Annotated in this window: 15 protein-coding genes; 13 read left to right on the forward strand and 2 right to left on the reverse strand. The window is 67.7% G+C overall.

Annotated elements, in window-relative coordinates; all coding sequences use genetic code 11:
• On the forward strand, positions 1–651 hold the full coding sequence (locus YM304_RS09820; protein ID WP_015441525.1) for a nitroreductase family protein: 651 nt from the start codon (positions 1–3) through the stop codon (positions 649–651).
• Here the strand turns inward: YM304_RS09820 and YM304_RS09825 are convergent.
• Positions 614–2,707 (reverse strand): thioredoxin domain-containing protein, encoded by a 2,094-nt coding sequence (locus YM304_RS09825; RefSeq protein WP_015441526.1) that lies wholly within the window; start codon positions 2,705–2,707, stop codon positions 614–616. The two genes, YM304_RS09820 and YM304_RS09825, sit on opposite strands and share 38 nt — an antisense overlap.
• 88 nt (positions 2,708–2,795) lie before the next feature.
• Between YM304_RS09825 and YM304_RS09830 the strand changes: the two genes are divergently transcribed.
• The gene (locus YM304_RS09830; protein WP_015441527.1) at positions 2,796–3,542 is read left to right on the forward strand and encodes a class I SAM-dependent DNA methyltransferase; all 747 of its coding nucleotides are present in this window, start codon (positions 2,796–2,798) and stop codon (positions 3,540–3,542) included.
• Positions 3,543–3,588: 46 nt separating this feature from the next.
• Positions 3,589–3,855 carry a GlsB/YeaQ/YmgE family stress response membrane protein gene (locus tag YM304_RS09835; protein WP_015441528.1) on the forward strand — a complete coding sequence of 89 codons (267 nt, stop codon included), beginning with the start codon at positions 3,589–3,591 and terminating at the stop codon, positions 3,853–3,855.
• A gap of 63 nt (positions 3,856–3,918) precedes the next feature.
• On the opposite strand, the gene fabI is transcribed toward YM304_RS09835, so the two are convergent.
• Positions 3,919–4,698, reverse strand: coding sequence for an enoyl-ACP reductase FabI (fabI, locus tag YM304_RS09840; RefSeq protein WP_015441529.1), 780 nt, complete (start codon positions 4,696–4,698; stop codon positions 3,919–3,921).
• A gap of 139 nt (positions 4,699–4,837) precedes the next feature.
• Between fabI and npdG the strand changes: the two genes are divergently transcribed.
• The 10 genes from npdG to YM304_RS09890 all read left to right on the forward strand — a co-directional run bounded on the left by npdG (position 4,838) and on the right by YM304_RS09890 (position 16,609).
• A complete protein-coding gene (npdG, locus tag YM304_RS09845; protein WP_015441530.1) occupies positions 4,838–5,626 on the forward strand; it encodes an NADPH-dependent F420 reductase in 789 nt (262 codons plus the stop codon).
• A gap of 26 nt (positions 5,627–5,652) precedes the next feature.
• Positions 5,653–6,777 carry a cysteine--tRNA ligase gene (cysS, locus tag YM304_RS09850; protein ID WP_015441531.1) on the forward strand — a complete coding sequence of 375 codons (1,125 nt, stop codon included), beginning with the start codon at positions 5,653–5,655 and terminating at the stop codon, positions 6,775–6,777.
• 60 nt (positions 6,778–6,837) lie between these two features.
• Complete coding sequence (locus YM304_RS09855) at positions 6,838–7,563, forward strand: lysophospholipid acyltransferase family protein (protein ID WP_015441532.1); 726 nt, start codon at positions 6,838–6,840, stop codon at positions 7,561–7,563.
• A gap of 147 nt (positions 7,564–7,710) precedes the next feature.
• On the forward strand, positions 7,711–9,726 hold the full coding sequence (gene thrS / locus YM304_RS09860; RefSeq protein ID WP_015441533.1) for a threonine--tRNA ligase: 2,016 nt from the start codon (positions 7,711–7,713) through the stop codon (positions 9,724–9,726).
• Positions 9,726–10,232, forward strand: a complete 507-nt coding sequence (locus tag YM304_RS09865) for an HIT family protein (RefSeq protein ID WP_015441534.1) — start codon at positions 9,726–9,728, stop codon at positions 10,230–10,232. The genes thrS and YM304_RS09865 overlap by 1 nt, the downstream gene beginning before the upstream one ends.
• A gap of 82 nt (positions 10,233–10,314) precedes the next feature.
• Entirely contained in the window at positions 10,315–10,893 is a 579-nt protein-coding gene (locus YM304_RS09870; RefSeq protein ID WP_015441535.1) for a hypothetical protein, read from the forward strand.
• Positions 10,894–10,903: 10 nt separating this feature from the next.
• Complete coding sequence (locus YM304_RS09875; protein ID WP_015441536.1) at positions 10,904–11,596, forward strand: CDP-alcohol phosphatidyltransferase family protein; 693 nt, start codon at positions 10,904–10,906, stop codon at positions 11,594–11,596.
• Between the two features lie 12 nt (positions 11,597–11,608).
• The gene (locus tag YM304_RS09880) at positions 11,609–12,574 is read left to right on the forward strand and encodes a phosphatidylinositol mannoside acyltransferase (protein ID WP_015441537.1); all 966 of its coding nucleotides are present in this window, start codon (positions 11,609–11,611) and stop codon (positions 12,572–12,574) included.
• A gap of 191 nt (positions 12,575–12,765) precedes the next feature.
• Positions 12,766–15,429 (forward strand): EAL domain-containing protein, encoded by a 2,664-nt coding sequence (locus tag YM304_RS22365; protein ID WP_015441538.1) that lies wholly within the window; start codon positions 12,766–12,768, stop codon positions 15,427–15,429.
• Positions 15,422–16,609: a glycosyltransferase family 4 protein gene (locus YM304_RS09890; protein WP_231897640.1), complete on the forward strand. Its 1,188-nt coding sequence runs from the start codon at positions 15,422–15,424 to the stop codon at positions 16,607–16,609. The genes YM304_RS22365 and YM304_RS09890 overlap by 8 nt, the downstream gene beginning before the upstream one ends.
• The last annotated feature ends 27 nt before the right edge of the window (positions 16,610–16,636 follow it).

The raw sequence follows: 16,636 nt of genomic DNA on the forward strand, positions 1-16,636 counted from the left end.
GTGACCGGGGCACGTCCGGTGTCCGAGTTCGCCGAGGTCGTTCGCAATCGGCGGATGACCCGTGCGTTCTCGTCCGAGCCGATCGAGGCTGCGGTGCTCGACGGTCTCGTCGATCTGGCGTCACGGGCGCCGAGCGCCGGGAAGACGCAGGGCTGGCACCTGTTGGTGCTCGAAGGTGATGATGCCCAGCGATACTGGGACATCACGTTGCCCGTCGAGAAGCGGTCGACGTTTCGCTGGAAGCATCTGCGCGACGCGCCGGTGATCGCGCTGCCGTTGGCCGATCCGAGTGCCTACGTGCAGCGGTATGCGGAAGCCGACAAGGCCCGGTCGGGCCTCGGGGAGGGCACCGACGCGTGGCCGGTTCCGTACTGGACGATCGACACGTCGATGTCGGTGATGACGCTGCTGCTCGCGGCGGAGGATGCCGGGTTGGGCGCGCTGTTCTTCGGTGTGTTCCAGCGCGAGGTCGAGGTCAGGGCGGCGTTCGGCGTGCCCGACGATCTCGAACTGATCGGTGCGCTCGCGCTCGGGCACCCGCTCGCCGACGCGGAGGGAAGCCGTGACGGGTCAGGTCGCAGCGCTCGACGTCAGCGCCGCACTCCCGGTGAGATCATTCACCGGGGTCGCTGGCGCGATGGGCGTCGGTGATCTCGTCGGTGATGGTGTCGCGGATGGTGACCGGCCGTCCGAGGAGTTGTTCGGCGAAGTCCTGCACGGTGTCGACGGGCGCGTTGCAGACGTGCTCTTTGCAGACGTAGGCGAAACCGTCGTTGCGACCGTCCCACATGGGGCCGTCGTAGCGTTCGCCCCAGGCGAGGACCAGGTCGGGGCGCCAGATCGACTGGGCGACGCGGACCAGATCGGGACGATCACCGGCGATGGTGACCTCGGTGGCTCCGCGCCGGCGGAAGTCGGTGGCGATCAGCGCGTTGGCGTACATGGTGGGGCCGTCGTCGACCTGGCCGGCGATGAGTTGGAGGATGCGGTCGGCCTGGTTGGCGTAGCGCAGTTCGCCGGTGAGCGCGGCGAGGCGGTACAGCCCGAGCGCTCCGAGCGAGTTGGCTGACGGGGTGGCCGTGTCGTTGATGTCCTTCTGACGGACGACGAGCGCTTCGGCGTCTTCGGCGGTGGTGTGGAGCCCGCCGTTCGACGGGTCGAAGAACCAGTCGAGCATCGTGTCGGCGACCTGTTGGGCCTCGGCGATCCAGCGGGCCTTGCCGGTCGCTTCGGCGAGCCGGGTGAAGCCGTCGAGGATGGCAGCGTGGTCGGCGGCGAGCGCCATCTGGCGGGCCTTGAGGCCGTTGGCGCCGGGCTCGGCGTCGGCGTGCCAGCTCCGGTACCAGCGGCCGTTGTCGTCGCGCATCTCGTCGCAGAGGAACTCGGCGTTCTTGATCGCCGCGTCGAGCCACGGTTGGTGCCCGAACACGGCGCCGGCTTCGCTGATGGCGCCGAGGAACAGTCCGTTCCATTCGAGGAGGACCTTGTCGTCGAGGCCGGGTCGGGGCCGTTGCTCGCGTGCCTGGAAGAGGCGCTGTCGGATGAAGTTCTGGGCGTCGCTTCGTTCGAGCTGTCCGCGGGCGTGACGTCGGGTGGGGATCGAGCGGCGCACGCCCGGGCCGTCGGGCCAGTTGCCGTCGTCGGTGATGTCCCACCACACGAGTGCTTCTTCGACGAACTCCGGCTTGACGTCGTGGAGTGCGCCTCGGACCTCGTCGGGCGTCCACGTGTAGAACAGCCCTTCGACGCCGTTGCCGTCGGCATCGGGGGAGTCGGCGTCTTCGGCCGAGTAGAACCCGCCGTCGGCATGGGTGAGCGTGTTGAGGACGTATTCGATGGTCTCTTGCACGACCTGACGCCACTGCGGGAGGCGGAGCACGACGAGGGCGTGGAGGAACGTCTTCGTGATGAGCGCCTGGTCGTACAGCATCTTCTCGAAGTGCGGGACGTGCCACTCGCGGTCGGTGGAGTAGCGGGCGAACCCGCCTCCGATGTGGTCGTAGATGCCGCCGGAGGCCATGGCGTCGAGGGTCGTGACGACCACGTCTTTGGCAGCTTCGGCACCACTCGACATGTAGGCGCGGAGGATCAGTTCGGTGTTGAACGTCGACGGGAACTTCGGGGCCTGACCGAAGCCGCCCCATTCGGGGTCGTGGGCGCGGCCGAGGAGTTGAACGGTCTTGTTCAGTTGCTCGACGGTGGGGAAGTCGTCGGCGGGTTCGATCTTCGAGGTCTTGTCGATCGCCTCGATGAGCTGCTTGGTGTTCTTGGTGACGTCGTCGTGCTTGTTGACCCAGACGTCGTCGATGGCGGTGAGGAGCTTGAGGAACGCGTCCTTCGGGAAGTACGTGCCGCCGTAGAACGGCTTGCCGTCGGGGGTGAGGAAGACGGTCATCGGCCAGCCGCCACGCCCGGTCATCGCCTGGACGGCATCCATGTAGATGGCGTCGACGTCGGGCCGTTCTTCACGGTCGAGCTTGACGTTGACGAACAGTTCGTTCATCCGCTCGGCCACCTCGGCGTCTTCGAAGCACTCGTGGGCCATCACGTGGCACCAGTGGCACGCGGAATAGCCGACCGACAACAGGATCGGCACGTTGCGAGCCTTGGCTTCGGCGAACGCGTCGTCGCCCCACGCGAACCAGTGCACCGGGTTGTCACGGTGCTGGCGAAGGTACGGCGATGTTTCCTGCCCGAGTCTGTTCACGCTGTCGAGGGTACCGAGACAACGCGGAGGGTCGGGCTCGCCTCGAACTGTTCGGCCAGCAGCGAGTGTTTCCTGCAAAGGTGATGGCGTGGACGATCACCTGCGTGCTCCGGACGAACACCTCGACCCCGCTGTTGCCGCGACGTACGACGATGCGGTCGCCGCACGCTTTCATCCCGACGAGGTCGGACCGACCGTCGACCGACTGGTCGAGTTGGCCGACGACGCGACGGCGGTGGAGTTCGCCATCGGTACGGGCCGGATCGCGCTGCCGCTCGCCGACCGCGGTGTGACGGTGCGTGGCATCGACCTCTCCGAACCGATGCTCGACCGTTTGCGGGCCAAGGCCGGCTCCGACCGTGTCGAGGTCACCGTGGGCGACATGACGAGCGTGCAGCTCGGTGTGAAGACGTCGCTCGTGTACCTGGTGTTCAACACGATCATGAACCTGCGGACGCAGCACGAGCAGGTCGGCTGTTTCCGCAACGCCGTCCGACACCTCGCGCCCGGCGGACGTTTCGTGGTCGAGACGATCGTGCCCCGCTTCGATCGACTCGGGACGCACGTGTTCGATCTGTCCGACGATCACGTCGGCATCGACGAGTACGTCGATCCGGTCGGGCAGATCTCGATCTCGCACCACTTCGTCCGTGATGCCGACGGGCGTCACCGCAAGCGGTCGGCGGCGTTTCGGTACGCGTGGCCGTCCGAACTCGACCTGATGGCGCAGATCGCCGGGCTCACCCTCGAACACCGTTGGGCCGACTGGCACCGGTCGCCGTTCACGGCCGATTCGACCGCGCACGTGTCGGTCTGGCGGCTGCTGGTGCGTTGATCGCCTCGGTGAGCGCTCGAGGTGGCCCGTGGGTACCGTGCTGGCCATGAGCATCGTCGGTTGGATCGTCATCGGGCTGCTGGCCGGGGGAGTGGCGCGCTGGATCGTCAAGGACGACCGCAGCGGTTGCATCTACACGATGGTCGTCGGCGTGCTGGGAGCGCTCATCGGCGGGGCGTTGATGAACGCGGTCGACAGCACGGGCGTCGACGAGTTCTCGCTGCGCAGCATCCTGGTGGCCGCGATCGGCGCCGTGCTGCTGCTGCTCGTGTTGCAGGCCATCGCCGGACGCGGTGCCAGCCGCCGACGATGACGATCGGTGACGGCGGCGGCCGTGACGTCGAGGGCCGTGACGTCGGCGATCGTGCGCTGGCGGTCAGGCGCCGATGGCGTGGTAGCCGCCGTCGACGTGCACGATCTCGCCGGTCGTGGCCGGGAACCAGTCGCTGAGCATCGCCACGACGGTGCGGGCCACCGGACCCGAATCGGTGACGTCCCAGCCGAGTGGTGCGCGGTCGTCCCACACGTCCTCGAACTGGGCGAACCCCGGAATCGACTTGGCGGCCATGGTCTTGATCGGCCCGGCCGCGACGAGGTTCGACCGGATGCCCTGCGGACCGAGCTCCTTCGCGAGGTAGCGCGACACCGACTGCAATGCCGACTTGGCCACGCCCATCCAGTTGTACGCCGGCCAGGCCTGCTGGTTGTCGAAGTCGAGGCCGACGAACGACCCGCCCGACGACATGAGCGGGACGAACGCATCGGCGAGCGCCTTGAGCGAGTAGGCCGAGATGTGCATGGCGACCGCCACGTCGTCCCACTGCGCCGCCATGAAGTCGTCACCGAGGCACACCTCGGGAGCGAACCCGATGGCGTGCAGCACGCCGTCGACGCGCCCCCATTTCTCGTCGAGCGCCTCACGGACCGCCACGCCGTGCTCGGGGACGGTCACGTCGAGTTCGAACACGTCGATCTCGCTGCCGTCGGGCACGTTCAGTTTGCGGGCCGTGCGTTGCGTCAGTTTGAGTGCCCGACCAGCGCCGGTGAGGACGATGTCGGCGCCCTCGTCGAGCGCGATCTGGGCGACTCCGAACGCCAGCGAGGCGTCGGTGAGGACGCCGGTGATCACGATCTTCTTGCCGTCGAGAATTCCCATGTGGTGAAACGTAGTCAGCGCGCTCCCCGGAGCGCGCCACCGCCATCTCGTCGGCGCGTGCATCCGAGGCGACGAGAATCACGCGGTCGGTGTTCGACCCACCTGTGAGCGGGGTCATCCGTTGTGCCACGCTGTCGACGTGACCACTCGAACCACTGGGGCTCGTCCCCGCATCGGCATTCTCGGCGGAACCGGCCCGGCCGGCAGCGGACTCGCTGCCCGACTCGCCAGCATCGGCTACGAAGCAGTGATCGGCTCGCGCTCCAAGTATCGAGCGATGGAGGCCCGTGACAGCCTCGTCGAGAAGTGGCCCGACCTCGCCGACCTGCTCGGCTACGGCGACAACCACGCCGCCGCCAGCTGTGACCTGATCGTGATCGCGACCCCGTGGGACTCCGCTGCGAGCACCGCGCAGGAGAACATCGACCTCATCGCCGGCAAGATCGTCGTGTCGATGGCCAACGCGCTCGTGCGGGTCAACAAGGAGTTCCAGCCGCTGGTGCCGCCTCGCGGCAGCGTCGCGGCACACGTCCAAGCCGCCGTGCCGGAATGCCGCGTCGTCGCCGCGTTCCACCATCTGCCGGCCACCGAGCTCGGCCACATCGAAGAGCCGATCGACTCCGACGTGCTGATCTGCGGTGACGACGCCGATGCGGTCAAGGAGGTCAGCGAGATCGTCTGGGGCATCCCGGGATGTCGTCCGCTCGACGCCGGTGAACTCTCGAACGCCACGGCCATCGAGGCGTTCACGGCGGTCCTCCTGCAGCTCAACGTGCGCTACAAGACGCGTGTCGCGCCGAAGTTGACCGGTATCCGTCTCGACCGTGACGTGGCTCCGGTACCGTCGGCGATTCCTCCCACGGCCGGTTCGACGGCCTCGACGAGCGCCGACTCCGACACCGACTCCGACGAATCGGGAATCGAATAGGCGGGAAACCGGTTACCCCTCACGCCATGACCTTCACTCTGTACGACACCGCCCGACGGGCCATCGTCCCCTTCGAGCCGGGCGAACAGGTCCTGATGTACACGTGCGGCATCACGCCGTACGACGCCACGCACCTCGGTCACGCGGCGACGTTCATCGCCTACGACACGCTCCAGCGGCACCTGATCGACAAGGGGCACACGGTCAAGTGCGTGCGCAACGTCACCGACGTCGACGATCCGCTCTTCGAGAAGGCCCGGGAACTCGGCGTGCACTACCTCGACCTCGCCGCCGGCGAAGAGGCTCGCTTCGAGCGCGACATGGTGGCGCTCAACGCACTGCCCGTCGCGTCGTCGCCGCGAGCATCGTCGGCGATCCCCGACATCCGCGGGTTCATCGGCATGGTCATCGATCGTGGGTTCGCGTACGAAGCCGGTGGGTCGGTGTACTTCGACGTGTCGAAGGTCGAGTCGTTCGGTTCGATGAGCCAGTACACCGAAGCCGAGATGCTCGCGTACGCCCGCGAGCGCGGCGGCAACGTCGACGATCCGAACAAGCGCAATCAACTCGACTTCGTGCTGTGGCACCCGTCGGCACCCGACGAACCGTCGTGGGACACGCTGTGGGGCCCGGGCCGACCGGGCTGGCACATCGAGTGCTCGGCGCTCGCGTTGCGCGAGCTCGGTACCACGATCGACCTCCACGGCGGTGGCGCCGACCTGATCTTCCCGCACCACGAGTCGGAGAAGGCCCAGTCGGAAGCCGCCACCGGTGAGCCCTTCGTGAAGCACTGGATGCACACGGCGCTCATCTCGATGGACGGCCAGAAGATGTCGAAGAGCCTCGGCAACCTCGTCTTCGTCGACAAGCTCCGCGAAACGTACGACCCGCGGGCGATTCGCCTCGGCATCGTCGAGCACCACTACCGCACCGAGTGGGAGTGGGACGAAGAACTGATGCCGCGCAACGACGCTCGCCTGCAGACGTGGCGCGCCCACGCCACCTCCAACCCCGAGCTGCTCGACGAAGTGCGGGCCCGCCTCGACGACGACCTCGACACCCCCGGAGCGTTCGCCGCGATCGACGCGGCCGCGGCCGCCGGTGACGGCGTGCTCGAAGCGAGCGAACTCCTCGGCGTCCCGCTCGACTGATTTACACACGGTTCATCAGCCCGACAACCGCCGTACGTGTGCGAAGCGTACGTTCGCCTCATGACCACGTACAGCGGTGCCGGGGCGGCTCAACGACGACTTCGAGCTGCGAGCCGGCCCGTCGTCAGACGACTCTGGGACATCGAGGTGATCGGCTACGACCGATTGCCCGAGACCGGTGGGGCCATCCTGTGCCCCAACCACATCAGCTTTCTCGATTCGGCGTTCCTGATGCTGACCGCACCTCGGAACATCTCGTTCCTGGGCAAAGCCGAGTACCTCGACTCGTGGTCGACACGGTTCTTGTTCCCGGCGCTCGGGATGATCCCGGTCGATCGGTCGGGCGGTCGCCAGTCGGTCGAAGCGCTCGATTCGGCAGCCGAGGTGCTTCGCCGCGGTGAGCTGTTCGGCGTGTTCCCGGAGGGGACGCGCAGCCGGACCGGAGCGCTCGGCAACGGCCACACCGGAGCCGCCCGCCTCGCCACCCGCACCGGAGTGCCGATCTACCCGGTCGGCATCACCGGCACCGACGAGATCCAGGCACCGGGCGCCCGGCTGCCGGCGGTCGGCAAATCGTGTCGGATCGAGATCGGCGAGCCCATCGAGACCGAGTCGTTCCGTCGCCCCGGTGAGCAACGTCAGGCCTGGCGCGAGCTCACCGACACGGTGATGGACGCCATCGCCGGACTGTCGGGGCAACGCCGAGCCGGCGATTCGAGTGTCGTGCGTCTCCCGGAGCGCGCCGCCGTCGTCACCGCCGACAAGCAACTCGCTTCTGTCTCCTGACCCGCCACCAACCCGCGCATCATCCGGTGTCAGACACCGGATGACGGTGCGTCATCGGGTGTCAGACACCGGATGACGGATGGTGTGGAGAGGAACACGAAACCGTCCGCCGTCCTGGGCGACCCGACTCGTATCCTGGGCAGCACCATGTCGAACATCACCGTGTCACTTCCCGACGGCTCCGAGCGGGAGCTTCCCGCCGAGTCGACGGCGCTCGACCTGGCCGCATCGATCGGTTCAGGGCTCAAGAAGGCAGCAGTTGCCGCGACCGTGAACGGTGTCGACACCGACCTGACCCGCACGCTCCACGACGGCGACACGGTGTCGCTCATCACCAACGACACCGACGCCGGTCGCCACGTGCTGCGCCACTCGACCGCGCACGTGCTGGCCCAGGCGGTCACGCAGCTGTACCCCGGCGCGAAGTTCTCGATCGGACCGGCCATCGAGAACGGCTTCTACTACGACTTCGACCTGCCCGACGGCCAGACCTTCCACGAAGAGGATCTCGCTCGCATCGAGAAGCAGATGAAGGAGATCGTCAAGCAGAATCAGCCGTTCATCCGCTCCGAGCACACGATGGCCGAGGCGAAGGAACTGTTCGCCGACCAGCCGTACAAGGTCGAGATCATCGAGCGTGTCGAAAGCGCCGGGGCCGACGAACTCGATGCCGGTGAGGTCTCGGGCGACACGATCAGTGCGTACCGCAACACCGACGAGTTCGTCGACATGTGCGTCGGGCCACACGTGCCCACCACCGGGCGCCTCCAGCACTTCAAGCTCCAGAAGGTCGCCGGCGCCCACTGGCGCGGCAACGAGAGCGGCAAGATGCTCCAGCGTCTCTACGGCACAGCGTGGGAGTCGAAGCAGGCGCTCGCCGAGCACCTCCACCAACTCGAGGAAGCCGCCAAGCGAGACCATCGCAAGCTCGCGACCGAACTCGACCTGCTGTCGTTCCCGACCGAACTCGGCGGCGGCCTCGCCGTGTGGCACCCGAAGGGCGCCATCATCCGCAAGCTCATGGAGGACTACTCGCGGCTGCGTCACGAGACCGGCGGCTACGAGTTCGTGTACACCCCGCACCTCGCGAAGTCGGGCGTGTTCGAGACCTCGGGCCACCTCCAGTGGTACGAGGACGGCATGTACCCGCCGATGGAGATGGACAACGGCACGTACTACATGAAGCCGATGAACTGTCCGATCCACTGTTTGATCTACCGCAGCCGTCAGCGCAGCTACCGCGAGCTGCCCCTGCGTCTGTTCGAGCTCGGCAACGTGTATCGCTACGAGCGCGCCGGCACGCTGCACGGCCTGCTGCGGATCCGTGGCTTCACGCAGGACGACAGCCACATCTTCGTCACCCGCGAGCAGTTGGCCGACGAGATCGCCGGTCTGCTCGACTTCGTGCTGTCGGTGCTGCGTGCGTTCGGGTTCGAGGACTTCACGTTCAACCTGTCGACCAAGGACCCCGAGAAGTACGTCGGATCCGACGAGATCTGGGACGAGGCGACCGAGGCGCTCCGTGAAGCGCTCGATCGTCACGGCCTCGACTATGCGATCAAGGAGGGCGACGCCGCGTTCTACGGTCCGAAGATCGACATCGACGTCCGTGACGCGATCGGGCGTTCGTGGCAGCTGTCGACCATCCAGGCCGACTTCAACCTGCCCGAACGGTTCGAGCTCGAGTACGTCGGCGCCGACAACGAACGCCACCAGCCGATCATGTTGCACCGTGCGCTGTTCGGGTCGATCGAACGGTTCTTCGGCGTGCTCGTCGAGCACTACGCCGGAGCGTTCCCGACGTGGCTCTCGCCGATCCAGGTGCGGGTGCTGCCCGTCGCCGAAGCGCATGAAGATCATGCGAACGAGGTCGCCGAGCGGCTGGCTGCGGCCGGAGCGCGCGTCGACATGGTCAAGGCCGATGTCGGCCTGGGCAAGCGAATCCGCACTGCGAAGATGGAGAAGCTGCCGTACGTGCTCGTCGTCGGTGACGACGACGTCGCGGCCGACACCGTCGGCGTCAACGTGCGCGTCGACATGGTGGGGACCAACGACGACGGCACGCCGGCCGACGACGTCGAGCGCGACGTCCCGCTCGACGCGTTCATCGAGCGGTTCCAGAACGAAGTGGCCGACTCGACGGCTGCTGCGCTGTCGGCCTGATGCTCGAACGGCTCTGGTCGGGCTGGCGCTCGTCGTACGTCACGACGGCGCCGTCGAAGACCGACCCCGAGGCGGTCGACGGCAGCGTGTTCACGCGGCTGCTCGACTCGGGTGAGCCCGACGACGCCACGCACATCGTCCATCGCGGCGAATTGGTGTTCTCGATCCTCAACATCTTCCCGTACACGACGGGCCATCTGCTCGTGATCCCGTACCGGGAGGTCGCCGACCTCGCCGATCTGACGGGGGAGGAGACCGCCGAGTTGTGGTCGGAGGTCACCGACGCCGTCGCTGCAGTCCGAGCGGCCTACGAGCCCGACGGGCTCAACGTCGGCGTCAACCTGGGGCGTCCTGCCGGTGGGTCGGTGCCGACGCATCTCCACGTCCACGTGGTGCCTCGCTGGACCGGCGACAGCAACTTCCTGTCGGCCATCGCGAACACCCAGACGCTGCCCGAATCGCTCGACGCGAGCGCTGCCCGGTTGCGTGCCGCGTGGCCCGACTGAACCACCCGAACCGTCGACCGGCGGAGCAATGAGACCCGGGGCACCGCCGCATCGCGACGGGGATCTCGTAGCCTGGACGGCCATGACCGACGAATCACAGGCCATCGAATCGGCCGACGAGATCCGGGACGAGTTGCCCGACGACTTGAACCCTGCTGGTTTCGTCGGCGCCTACATGTTCCCCGACAACAGCCGACGTCGCTGGCCCGGCGCGATCTACCTCGTCATCGCCGCGCTCTGCGTGGTGGTCTACGCCGCGTTCGGCGACGCGGCGATCGTCAACGGTGGCTGGTTGCTCGCCGCCGGCATCCTCGCCGTGATGGGCGTGATCTCGATCACCTCCGGGTGGCGCATGCACGTCGACGAGAAAGAAGCGCTCGTCGCCGCGCAGCAGGCGGCAGGTTTCGCCGTCGGACACGCATCGGCCCAGCAGGTCTGGCGCGGGTTCCGCAGTCGCCCGACCTGGCGGGTGCTGTGTTACTCGGCCGAAGAACCGCCGCTGCAGCGTGCGCTCGTCCTGGTCGACGCCATCGACGGCGACATCGTCGAGCACCTCGTCGAGTCGAACCCCGAAGCGCGTCCCGACGTGCCCGCCGAGTACGACGCTCCTGCCGTGTCGACGGGCGAGGCTGCATCCGACGACGCCGCGGCGTCGCACTAAGGTCGAAGCGATGTTCGACGGCAAATTCCGGGGACCGGTCGACAAGGCCGTCAAACCGCTCGGCACTGCGCTCCGCAAGACCGGCCTCACGCCCGACCACCTGACGATCGTCGGTCTGCTCGTCGGCGTGGGCGCAGCCGTGGCCATCGGAGCCGGCATGCTCCGGCTCGGCCTGCTGCTCGTCATCCTCGCAGCGCTGCCCGACCTGCTCGACGGGGCGCTCGCCAAGGCGTCGGGCCAGTCGAGCCAACGTGGCGCGTTCTTCGATTCGACCGTCGACCGCGTCACCGACGCGTTCCTGCTCGGCGGCATCGCGTGGTACTTCGCCACCGATCCCGACTTCTCCGGGCAGCTGGCCATGCTGCCGTTCGCGATCAACGGCGTGTCGTCGCTCATCAGTTACCAGCGGGCGAAGGCCGAATCGCTCGGCATCGATGCCAAGGGCGGTCTGATGGAACGCGCCGAGCGCATCATCGCGATCTGCCTCGGCCTGCTCTGGGAACCGCTGCTGATCCCGATCCTGTGGATCATGCTGGTGCTGACCTCGATCACCGCGATCCAGCGCTTCGTCAAGGTGTGGAGCCAGGCGGCCGTTGCGCCGGTCACCCAGGCCCGCATCGAGATGCGCCGCTCTCGTCGCCAGAGCCGACGCGTCGCTCGCACCGAGCGTCGTCGTACCAGCGTCCCCCGACGTCGTCCGTAGCGCCCGACACCGATGGCCGAACGCGATCGCCGCCCGCTGACGGGCTTGCCCAGGTTTCCCACCGACATCGGTGAGTTCACCGACGCGATCACCACCGGCGGCTACAAACTCGGCGCGATCGCCGCCCGCCTGACCCCGACGGTGTTCGCCGCCGGATTGGCCACGCCCCTCGGCGCCGGCGCCAGCTTCGCCAATCCCGAACGGCGCTCGATGATCGAGCGGCAACTCCAGCGGGCTGATCCGTCGCTGCGCGGCCTGCGACTCCGTCGAGCGTCGCAGCAGGCCTTCGACTTCTACGCTCGCTACTGGATCGAGAGCTTCCAGCTTCCGACGCTGTCGAAGAAGGCGGTCGATCGAGGATTCACCGACGACGGCTACCCGCAGATCGTCGAAGCGCTGAAGGAAGGGCGCGGTGCGATCCTGGCGTTGCCGCATCTCGGCGGCTGGGAGTGGGCAGGCCGCTGGATCTGCGATCAGGGCCATCCGATGACGGTGGTCGTCGAGCAGATCAACCCGCCCGAACTGTTCGAATGGTTCAAGGACCTTCGTTCGAAGCTGGGGATGAACGTGGTGCCGCTCGGACCCAAGGCCGGGGGAGAGGTGCTCGGAGCGCTCAAACGCAACGAGATCGTGTGCCTGCTGTCGGACCGCGACCTGCAGCGAAACGGGCCGACCGTCGAGTTCTTCGGCGAGGAGACCACCCTGCCCGGAGGCGCCGCGACGGTGGCGCTGCGGATGGGATCGCCGATCTTTCCGACGGCGGTGTACTTCACCGACCGGGTCGACGGGCACCTCGGCTGGGTCCGCCCGCCGCTCGTGGTCGAACGGCAGGAGAAACGACTCCGAGACGACGTCCAGCGCATCACGCAGGACCTCGCTCGCGAACTCGAGATCCTGATCCGGCGGGCGCCGTCGCAGTGGCACATGTTCCAGCCGAACTGGCCGTCCGATCCCGGCTACGCCGACGCCGCTCCCTGAGGCTTGCTCACAGGTCGGCGCCGCCAGGTCGGTCGGCTCGATCAGATGTGCTGGTCGGGTGGGCCCAACCACCGTCCGCAGCGGGTGGTGACGCGCCGTGGATCTGCCGCCGAGGCTGACGAAACATGCTCGGCCGTCTACGGTCTGTCCAGGTGGTTTACCTCAACCCTTGACGAAATTCTGCCGACAAGATGAGCATCGATCAGAAACTCTCGCCTCCGGTGGTGTCGCGCTCCACTGCGACACTGTGCCTGGCCATTGCCCTGGCAGTGGTGTACTTCGTGCTGCCCGCCGGCACCGGTGTCGAGTTGATCCGAGTCGTCGCACCGGCCGGGGCGTTCGGAGCCATCCTCGTGGGTGTCGCGAAGGAGCAGCCGGCGAAGAAGCTGCCGTGGGCGATGATGTCGGTGTCGATGGGACTGCTGGCGGCTGCGCATCTCGCCTGGTCGTCGCTCTACTTCGGCGGTGAGGTCTCCTTCCCATCCGTGGCCGACGGGCTCCATGTGGCCGCGTCGGTCGTCATGTCGGCGAGCGCCGTCCTGCTCGCTCGTCGTCGCGCCCCCGAGGTCGACGCCTTCGGCTTCTTCGAGAGTGCCATCGTGGGCATCGCCGTCGGCGTCGGCGTGTGGTTGATCGTCATCGAGCCGTATCTCTCGAACTCGTCGCTCGGACTCTCGGGCACGATCTGGGCGGCCGTCGCTCCGGGTATCGGAGCGATCGGTTTCGCCGCGTCGTTCCGCTCCGCAGCGCACTCCAGCTTCCGACAGTTCGCGCCCATGGCGGTCTTGGTCGGCATCGGGATCCAGACGGCCTCCGACTCGCTGCGCGGCGTGGTCGAACTCCGCGGCGACTTCGCCGCCGGCGGGTTCATCGCCAGCCTCGGCATCGCCGCCCCGCTCGTCATCGCCGCCGGAGCGCTCGATCCGAGCATGGCGCGCCGGCCCGCCGACTACGTCCACGCCTACGCGGTCAACATCGGCCGCACCATCGGGTTGAGCGTCGCCGTCCTGACCCCGATGACCGTGCTGCTCGCGCTGACGATCAGCGATCTGGGCTCGTCGACGACGCGGCTCCTCTTCGCCGCCTGCGCCATCGTGTCGGTCACGATGGCCCTGGCGCGCATGTGGGTCCTGATGGACGCCGTGCGCAGCCTCACCGAGCGACGCGGGCAAGACCGCCTCGCGGCGATGGTCGAGCACTCGAGCGACGTGGTGATGCTGATCGACGAGACCGGCGACATCAAGTACGCGAGCCCCGGCCTCATCAGCACACTCGGCCATCGGTCGGCCGACTGGATCGGACGACCGCTCGTCGACCTGATCGCCGACGAAGACCGCGGAGCAGCCGAGCACGAGATCGCCCGAGTCATCGAACTCGGCATCGACAACACGGTCAAGTTCGAATCGAACCTCGTGCGAGTCGACGGGCAACGTCGACGGATGGAGGCCACGGTGGCCAACCTGCTCGGGGGCGACGCGGTCGACGGCGTGGTGGCCACGTTCCGAGACGTCACCGAACAGCGCGACCTCGAACGGCAACTCAGTCACCGGGCGTTCCACGACGAGCTCACCGGCCTGGCGAACCGAGCTCTCTTCCTCGACCGCATGGACCATGCACTCCGGGTCGCTCGCCCCGATTCCGATCCCGTCGTGGTGCTGTTCGTCGACCTCGACGACTTCAAGTCGGTCAACGACGCACTCGGCCACGGTGTCGGCGACCAACTCCTGCGCACGATCGCCGATCGGATCCGCCACGTCACCGGCGGCGGCGACACCCCCGCCCGACTCGGTGGCGATGAGTTCGCCGTGCTGCTCGAGGATCGCGGCGGTGTCACGCGAGCGCTCGACGTGGCCGAGCAACTCCTCGAAGAACTCCGCCTCCCCGTTCAGCTCGCGGGGTACGACCTCGCCGTTCTGGCCAGCGTCGGCGTGGCGGTCGCGGCCCCCGGCATGACGACGTCGAGTCTCCTCCGCGACGCCGACATCGCGATGTACGAAGCGAAGCGAGCCGGCAAGGGACAGATCAAGATCTTCGACCCCGCCATGCGGCTCGGGGCCACGACACAGCTCGAGTTCCGGTCCGAGCTCGGCTCGGCGCTCGACAACGGCGAACTCCGACTCGTGTACCAGCCGCTCGTGTCGCTGCGGACCGGCGAGGTCACCGGGGCCGAAGCGCTGTTGCGTTGGCGGCACCCCACCCGCGGTGAGGTGTCGCCGGCCGAGTTCATCCCGATCGCCGAGAAGTCGGGGCTCATCCGATCGATCGGGGAGTGGGTGCTCAACGAAGCGATGAGCGAAGCCAAGCGGTGGCAGACGCGAGGGCCCCGCTACGTGAGCATCAACGTGTCGGCGGTGCAGCTCCGGACCGAAGGGTTCGTCGGCGTCGTGCGCGACGCGCTCGTGCGCAACCAGCTCGACCCGGCACACGTGCTGCTCGAAGTGACCGAGACCGTGCTGGTCAGCGAGATCGAGTCGGCGTCGAACGTGCTCGCCGAGCTGCGAGCGCTCGGCCTGCGCATCGCCATCGACGACTTCGGCACCGGGTACTGCTCGCTGTCGTATCTCCAACGGTTCCCGGTCGACATCTTGAAGATCGACCGGCAGTTCGTCGACGAGGTCGACGGCGACGCCAAACAGTCCAGCCTCGCCAAGATGATCCTGCAGATGTCGTCGACACTCGAGATCGCCACCGTCGCCGAAGGCATCGAGCGCCCGAGTCAACTCGCTGCACTCCGGCAGTTCGGTTGCGACATCGGCCAGGGCTACCTCCTGTCGCGACCGCTCGAAGTGTCGGTGCTGCGCGAACGATTCGGCATCGCCGGTGGACAAGCGGTCTACGCTGCCGCCAATGGCTGACGACACCGCGGGGCTGCAGACCGACGATTCGCTCGCACCGCCCGAGCCGGAGGCCGACCACGGCCGTCGCCCCGATCGGCCGTTGCGCATCGGCATCATCTGCCCCTACAGCCTGACGGTGCCGGGTGGGGTTCAGATGCAGGTGCTCGGGCTGGCTCGTGAACTCCGGCGCCGTGGACACGAAGCCCGCGTGCTCGGGCCGTGCGACGGGCCGCCACCCGAGAGTTTCGTGACCCCGATCGGCAACTCGTTGCCCACCGCCGCCAACGGATCGGTCGCTCCGCTTGCTCCCGACCCGCCCGCGGTGATGCGGACCATCCGAGTCCTCGACGAGGAGGCGTTCGACGTCGTCCACGTCCACGAGCCGCTCGCGCCAGGTCCGTCGGTCACGGCCGTGCTCACGCACCGTCATCCGACGGTCGGGACCTTCCATGCCGCCGGGGTGTCGGCGATGTATCGGCTCCTCAGCCCGTTCCTCTCCCGGCTCATCAACCGCATCGACCGCAAGGTCGTGGTGTCGAAGGACGCGCTCGCGCTCGTGCAGTCGTACCTCGGCGGCAGCTACGAGGTGCTGTTCAACGGTGTCGAGGTCGCCCAGATCCAGCGCGCCGCCACCATGCAGCGCGAGCCGGGAGCGCGTCCGGCCGTCTTCTTCTGCGGCCGCCACGAGACGCGCAAGGGCCTCAGCGTCCTGCTCGACGCCTTCGGACAGGTGTCGACCGACGCCGAACTCTGGATCGCCGGCACCGGACCCGACACCGACGAACTCAAGCGCCGCGCCGGTGACGACGAACGGATCACGTGGCTCGGGCGGGTCTCCGACGAGGAGAAGTTCGCCCGACTCAAGGCCGCCGATGTGTTCTGTGCACCGTCGCTCGGTGGCGAATCGTTCGGCGTCGTGCTGATCGAGGCGATGGCAGCCGGCACGACCGTGGTGGCGAGCTCGCTCGACGGCTATCAGAACGTGGCGACGCACGACCGAGACGCACTGCTCAGCCCGCCCGGCGACGCCGCCGCGCTGGCGGCGTCGCTCGACACGGCGCTGAGCGACCCGGCACTGGGCGAACGACTGCGCGCCGCCGGCACCGAACGAGCTCGCTCGTTCGCCATGGCGGCGCTCGCCGATCGGTATCTCGACATCTATCGCGAACTCATCGACGCACGCCGCGCGCGCACCTGAAATCGGCGTCGGGCCATCGCCCTGCTC

The sequence above is a fragment of the Ilumatobacter coccineus YM16-304 genome, from assembly GCF_000348785.1.
Lineage (GTDB): Bacteria > Actinomycetota > Acidimicrobiia > Acidimicrobiales > Ilumatobacteraceae > Ilumatobacter_A > Ilumatobacter_A coccineus.

What these genes read in the sequence shown, in the direction of transcription:
- YM304_RS09835 (WP_015441528.1), top strand. Translation starts at nt 3,589, where the DNA reads ATGAGCATCGTCGGTTGGATCGTCATCGGGCTGCTGGCCGGGGGAGTG.
- fabI (WP_015441529.1), bottom strand. Translation starts at nt 4,698, where the DNA reads ATGGGAATTCTCGACGGCAAGAAGATCGTGATCACCGGCGTCCTCACC.
- cysS (WP_015441531.1), top strand. Translation starts at nt 5,653, where the DNA reads ATGACCTTCACTCTGTACGACACCGCCCGACGGGCCATCGTCCCCTTC.
- YM304_RS09855 (WP_015441532.1), top strand. Translation starts at nt 6,838, where the DNA reads ATGACCACGTACAGCGGTGCCGGGGCGGCTCAACGACGACTTCGAGCT.
- thrS (WP_015441533.1), top strand. Translation starts at nt 7,711, where the DNA reads ATGTCGAACATCACCGTGTCACTTCCCGACGGCTCCGAGCGGGAGCTT.
- YM304_RS09865 (WP_015441534.1), top strand. Translation starts at nt 9,726, where the DNA reads ATGCTCGAACGGCTCTGGTCGGGCTGGCGCTCGTCGTACGTCACGACG.
- YM304_RS09870 (WP_015441535.1), top strand. Translation starts at nt 10,315, where the DNA reads ATGACCGACGAATCACAGGCCATCGAATCGGCCGACGAGATCCGGGAC.
- YM304_RS09875 (WP_015441536.1), top strand. Translation starts at nt 10,904, where the DNA reads ATGTTCGACGGCAAATTCCGGGGACCGGTCGACAAGGCCGTCAAACCG.
- YM304_RS09880 (WP_015441537.1), top strand. Translation starts at nt 11,609, where the DNA reads ATGGCCGAACGCGATCGCCGCCCGCTGACGGGCTTGCCCAGGTTTCCC.
- YM304_RS22365 (WP_015441538.1), top strand. Translation starts at nt 12,766, where the DNA reads ATGAGCATCGATCAGAAACTCTCGCCTCCGGTGGTGTCGCGCTCCACT.
- YM304_RS09890 (WP_231897640.1), top strand. Translation starts at nt 15,422, where the DNA reads ATGGCTGACGACACCGCGGGGCTGCAGACCGACGATTCGCTCGCACCG.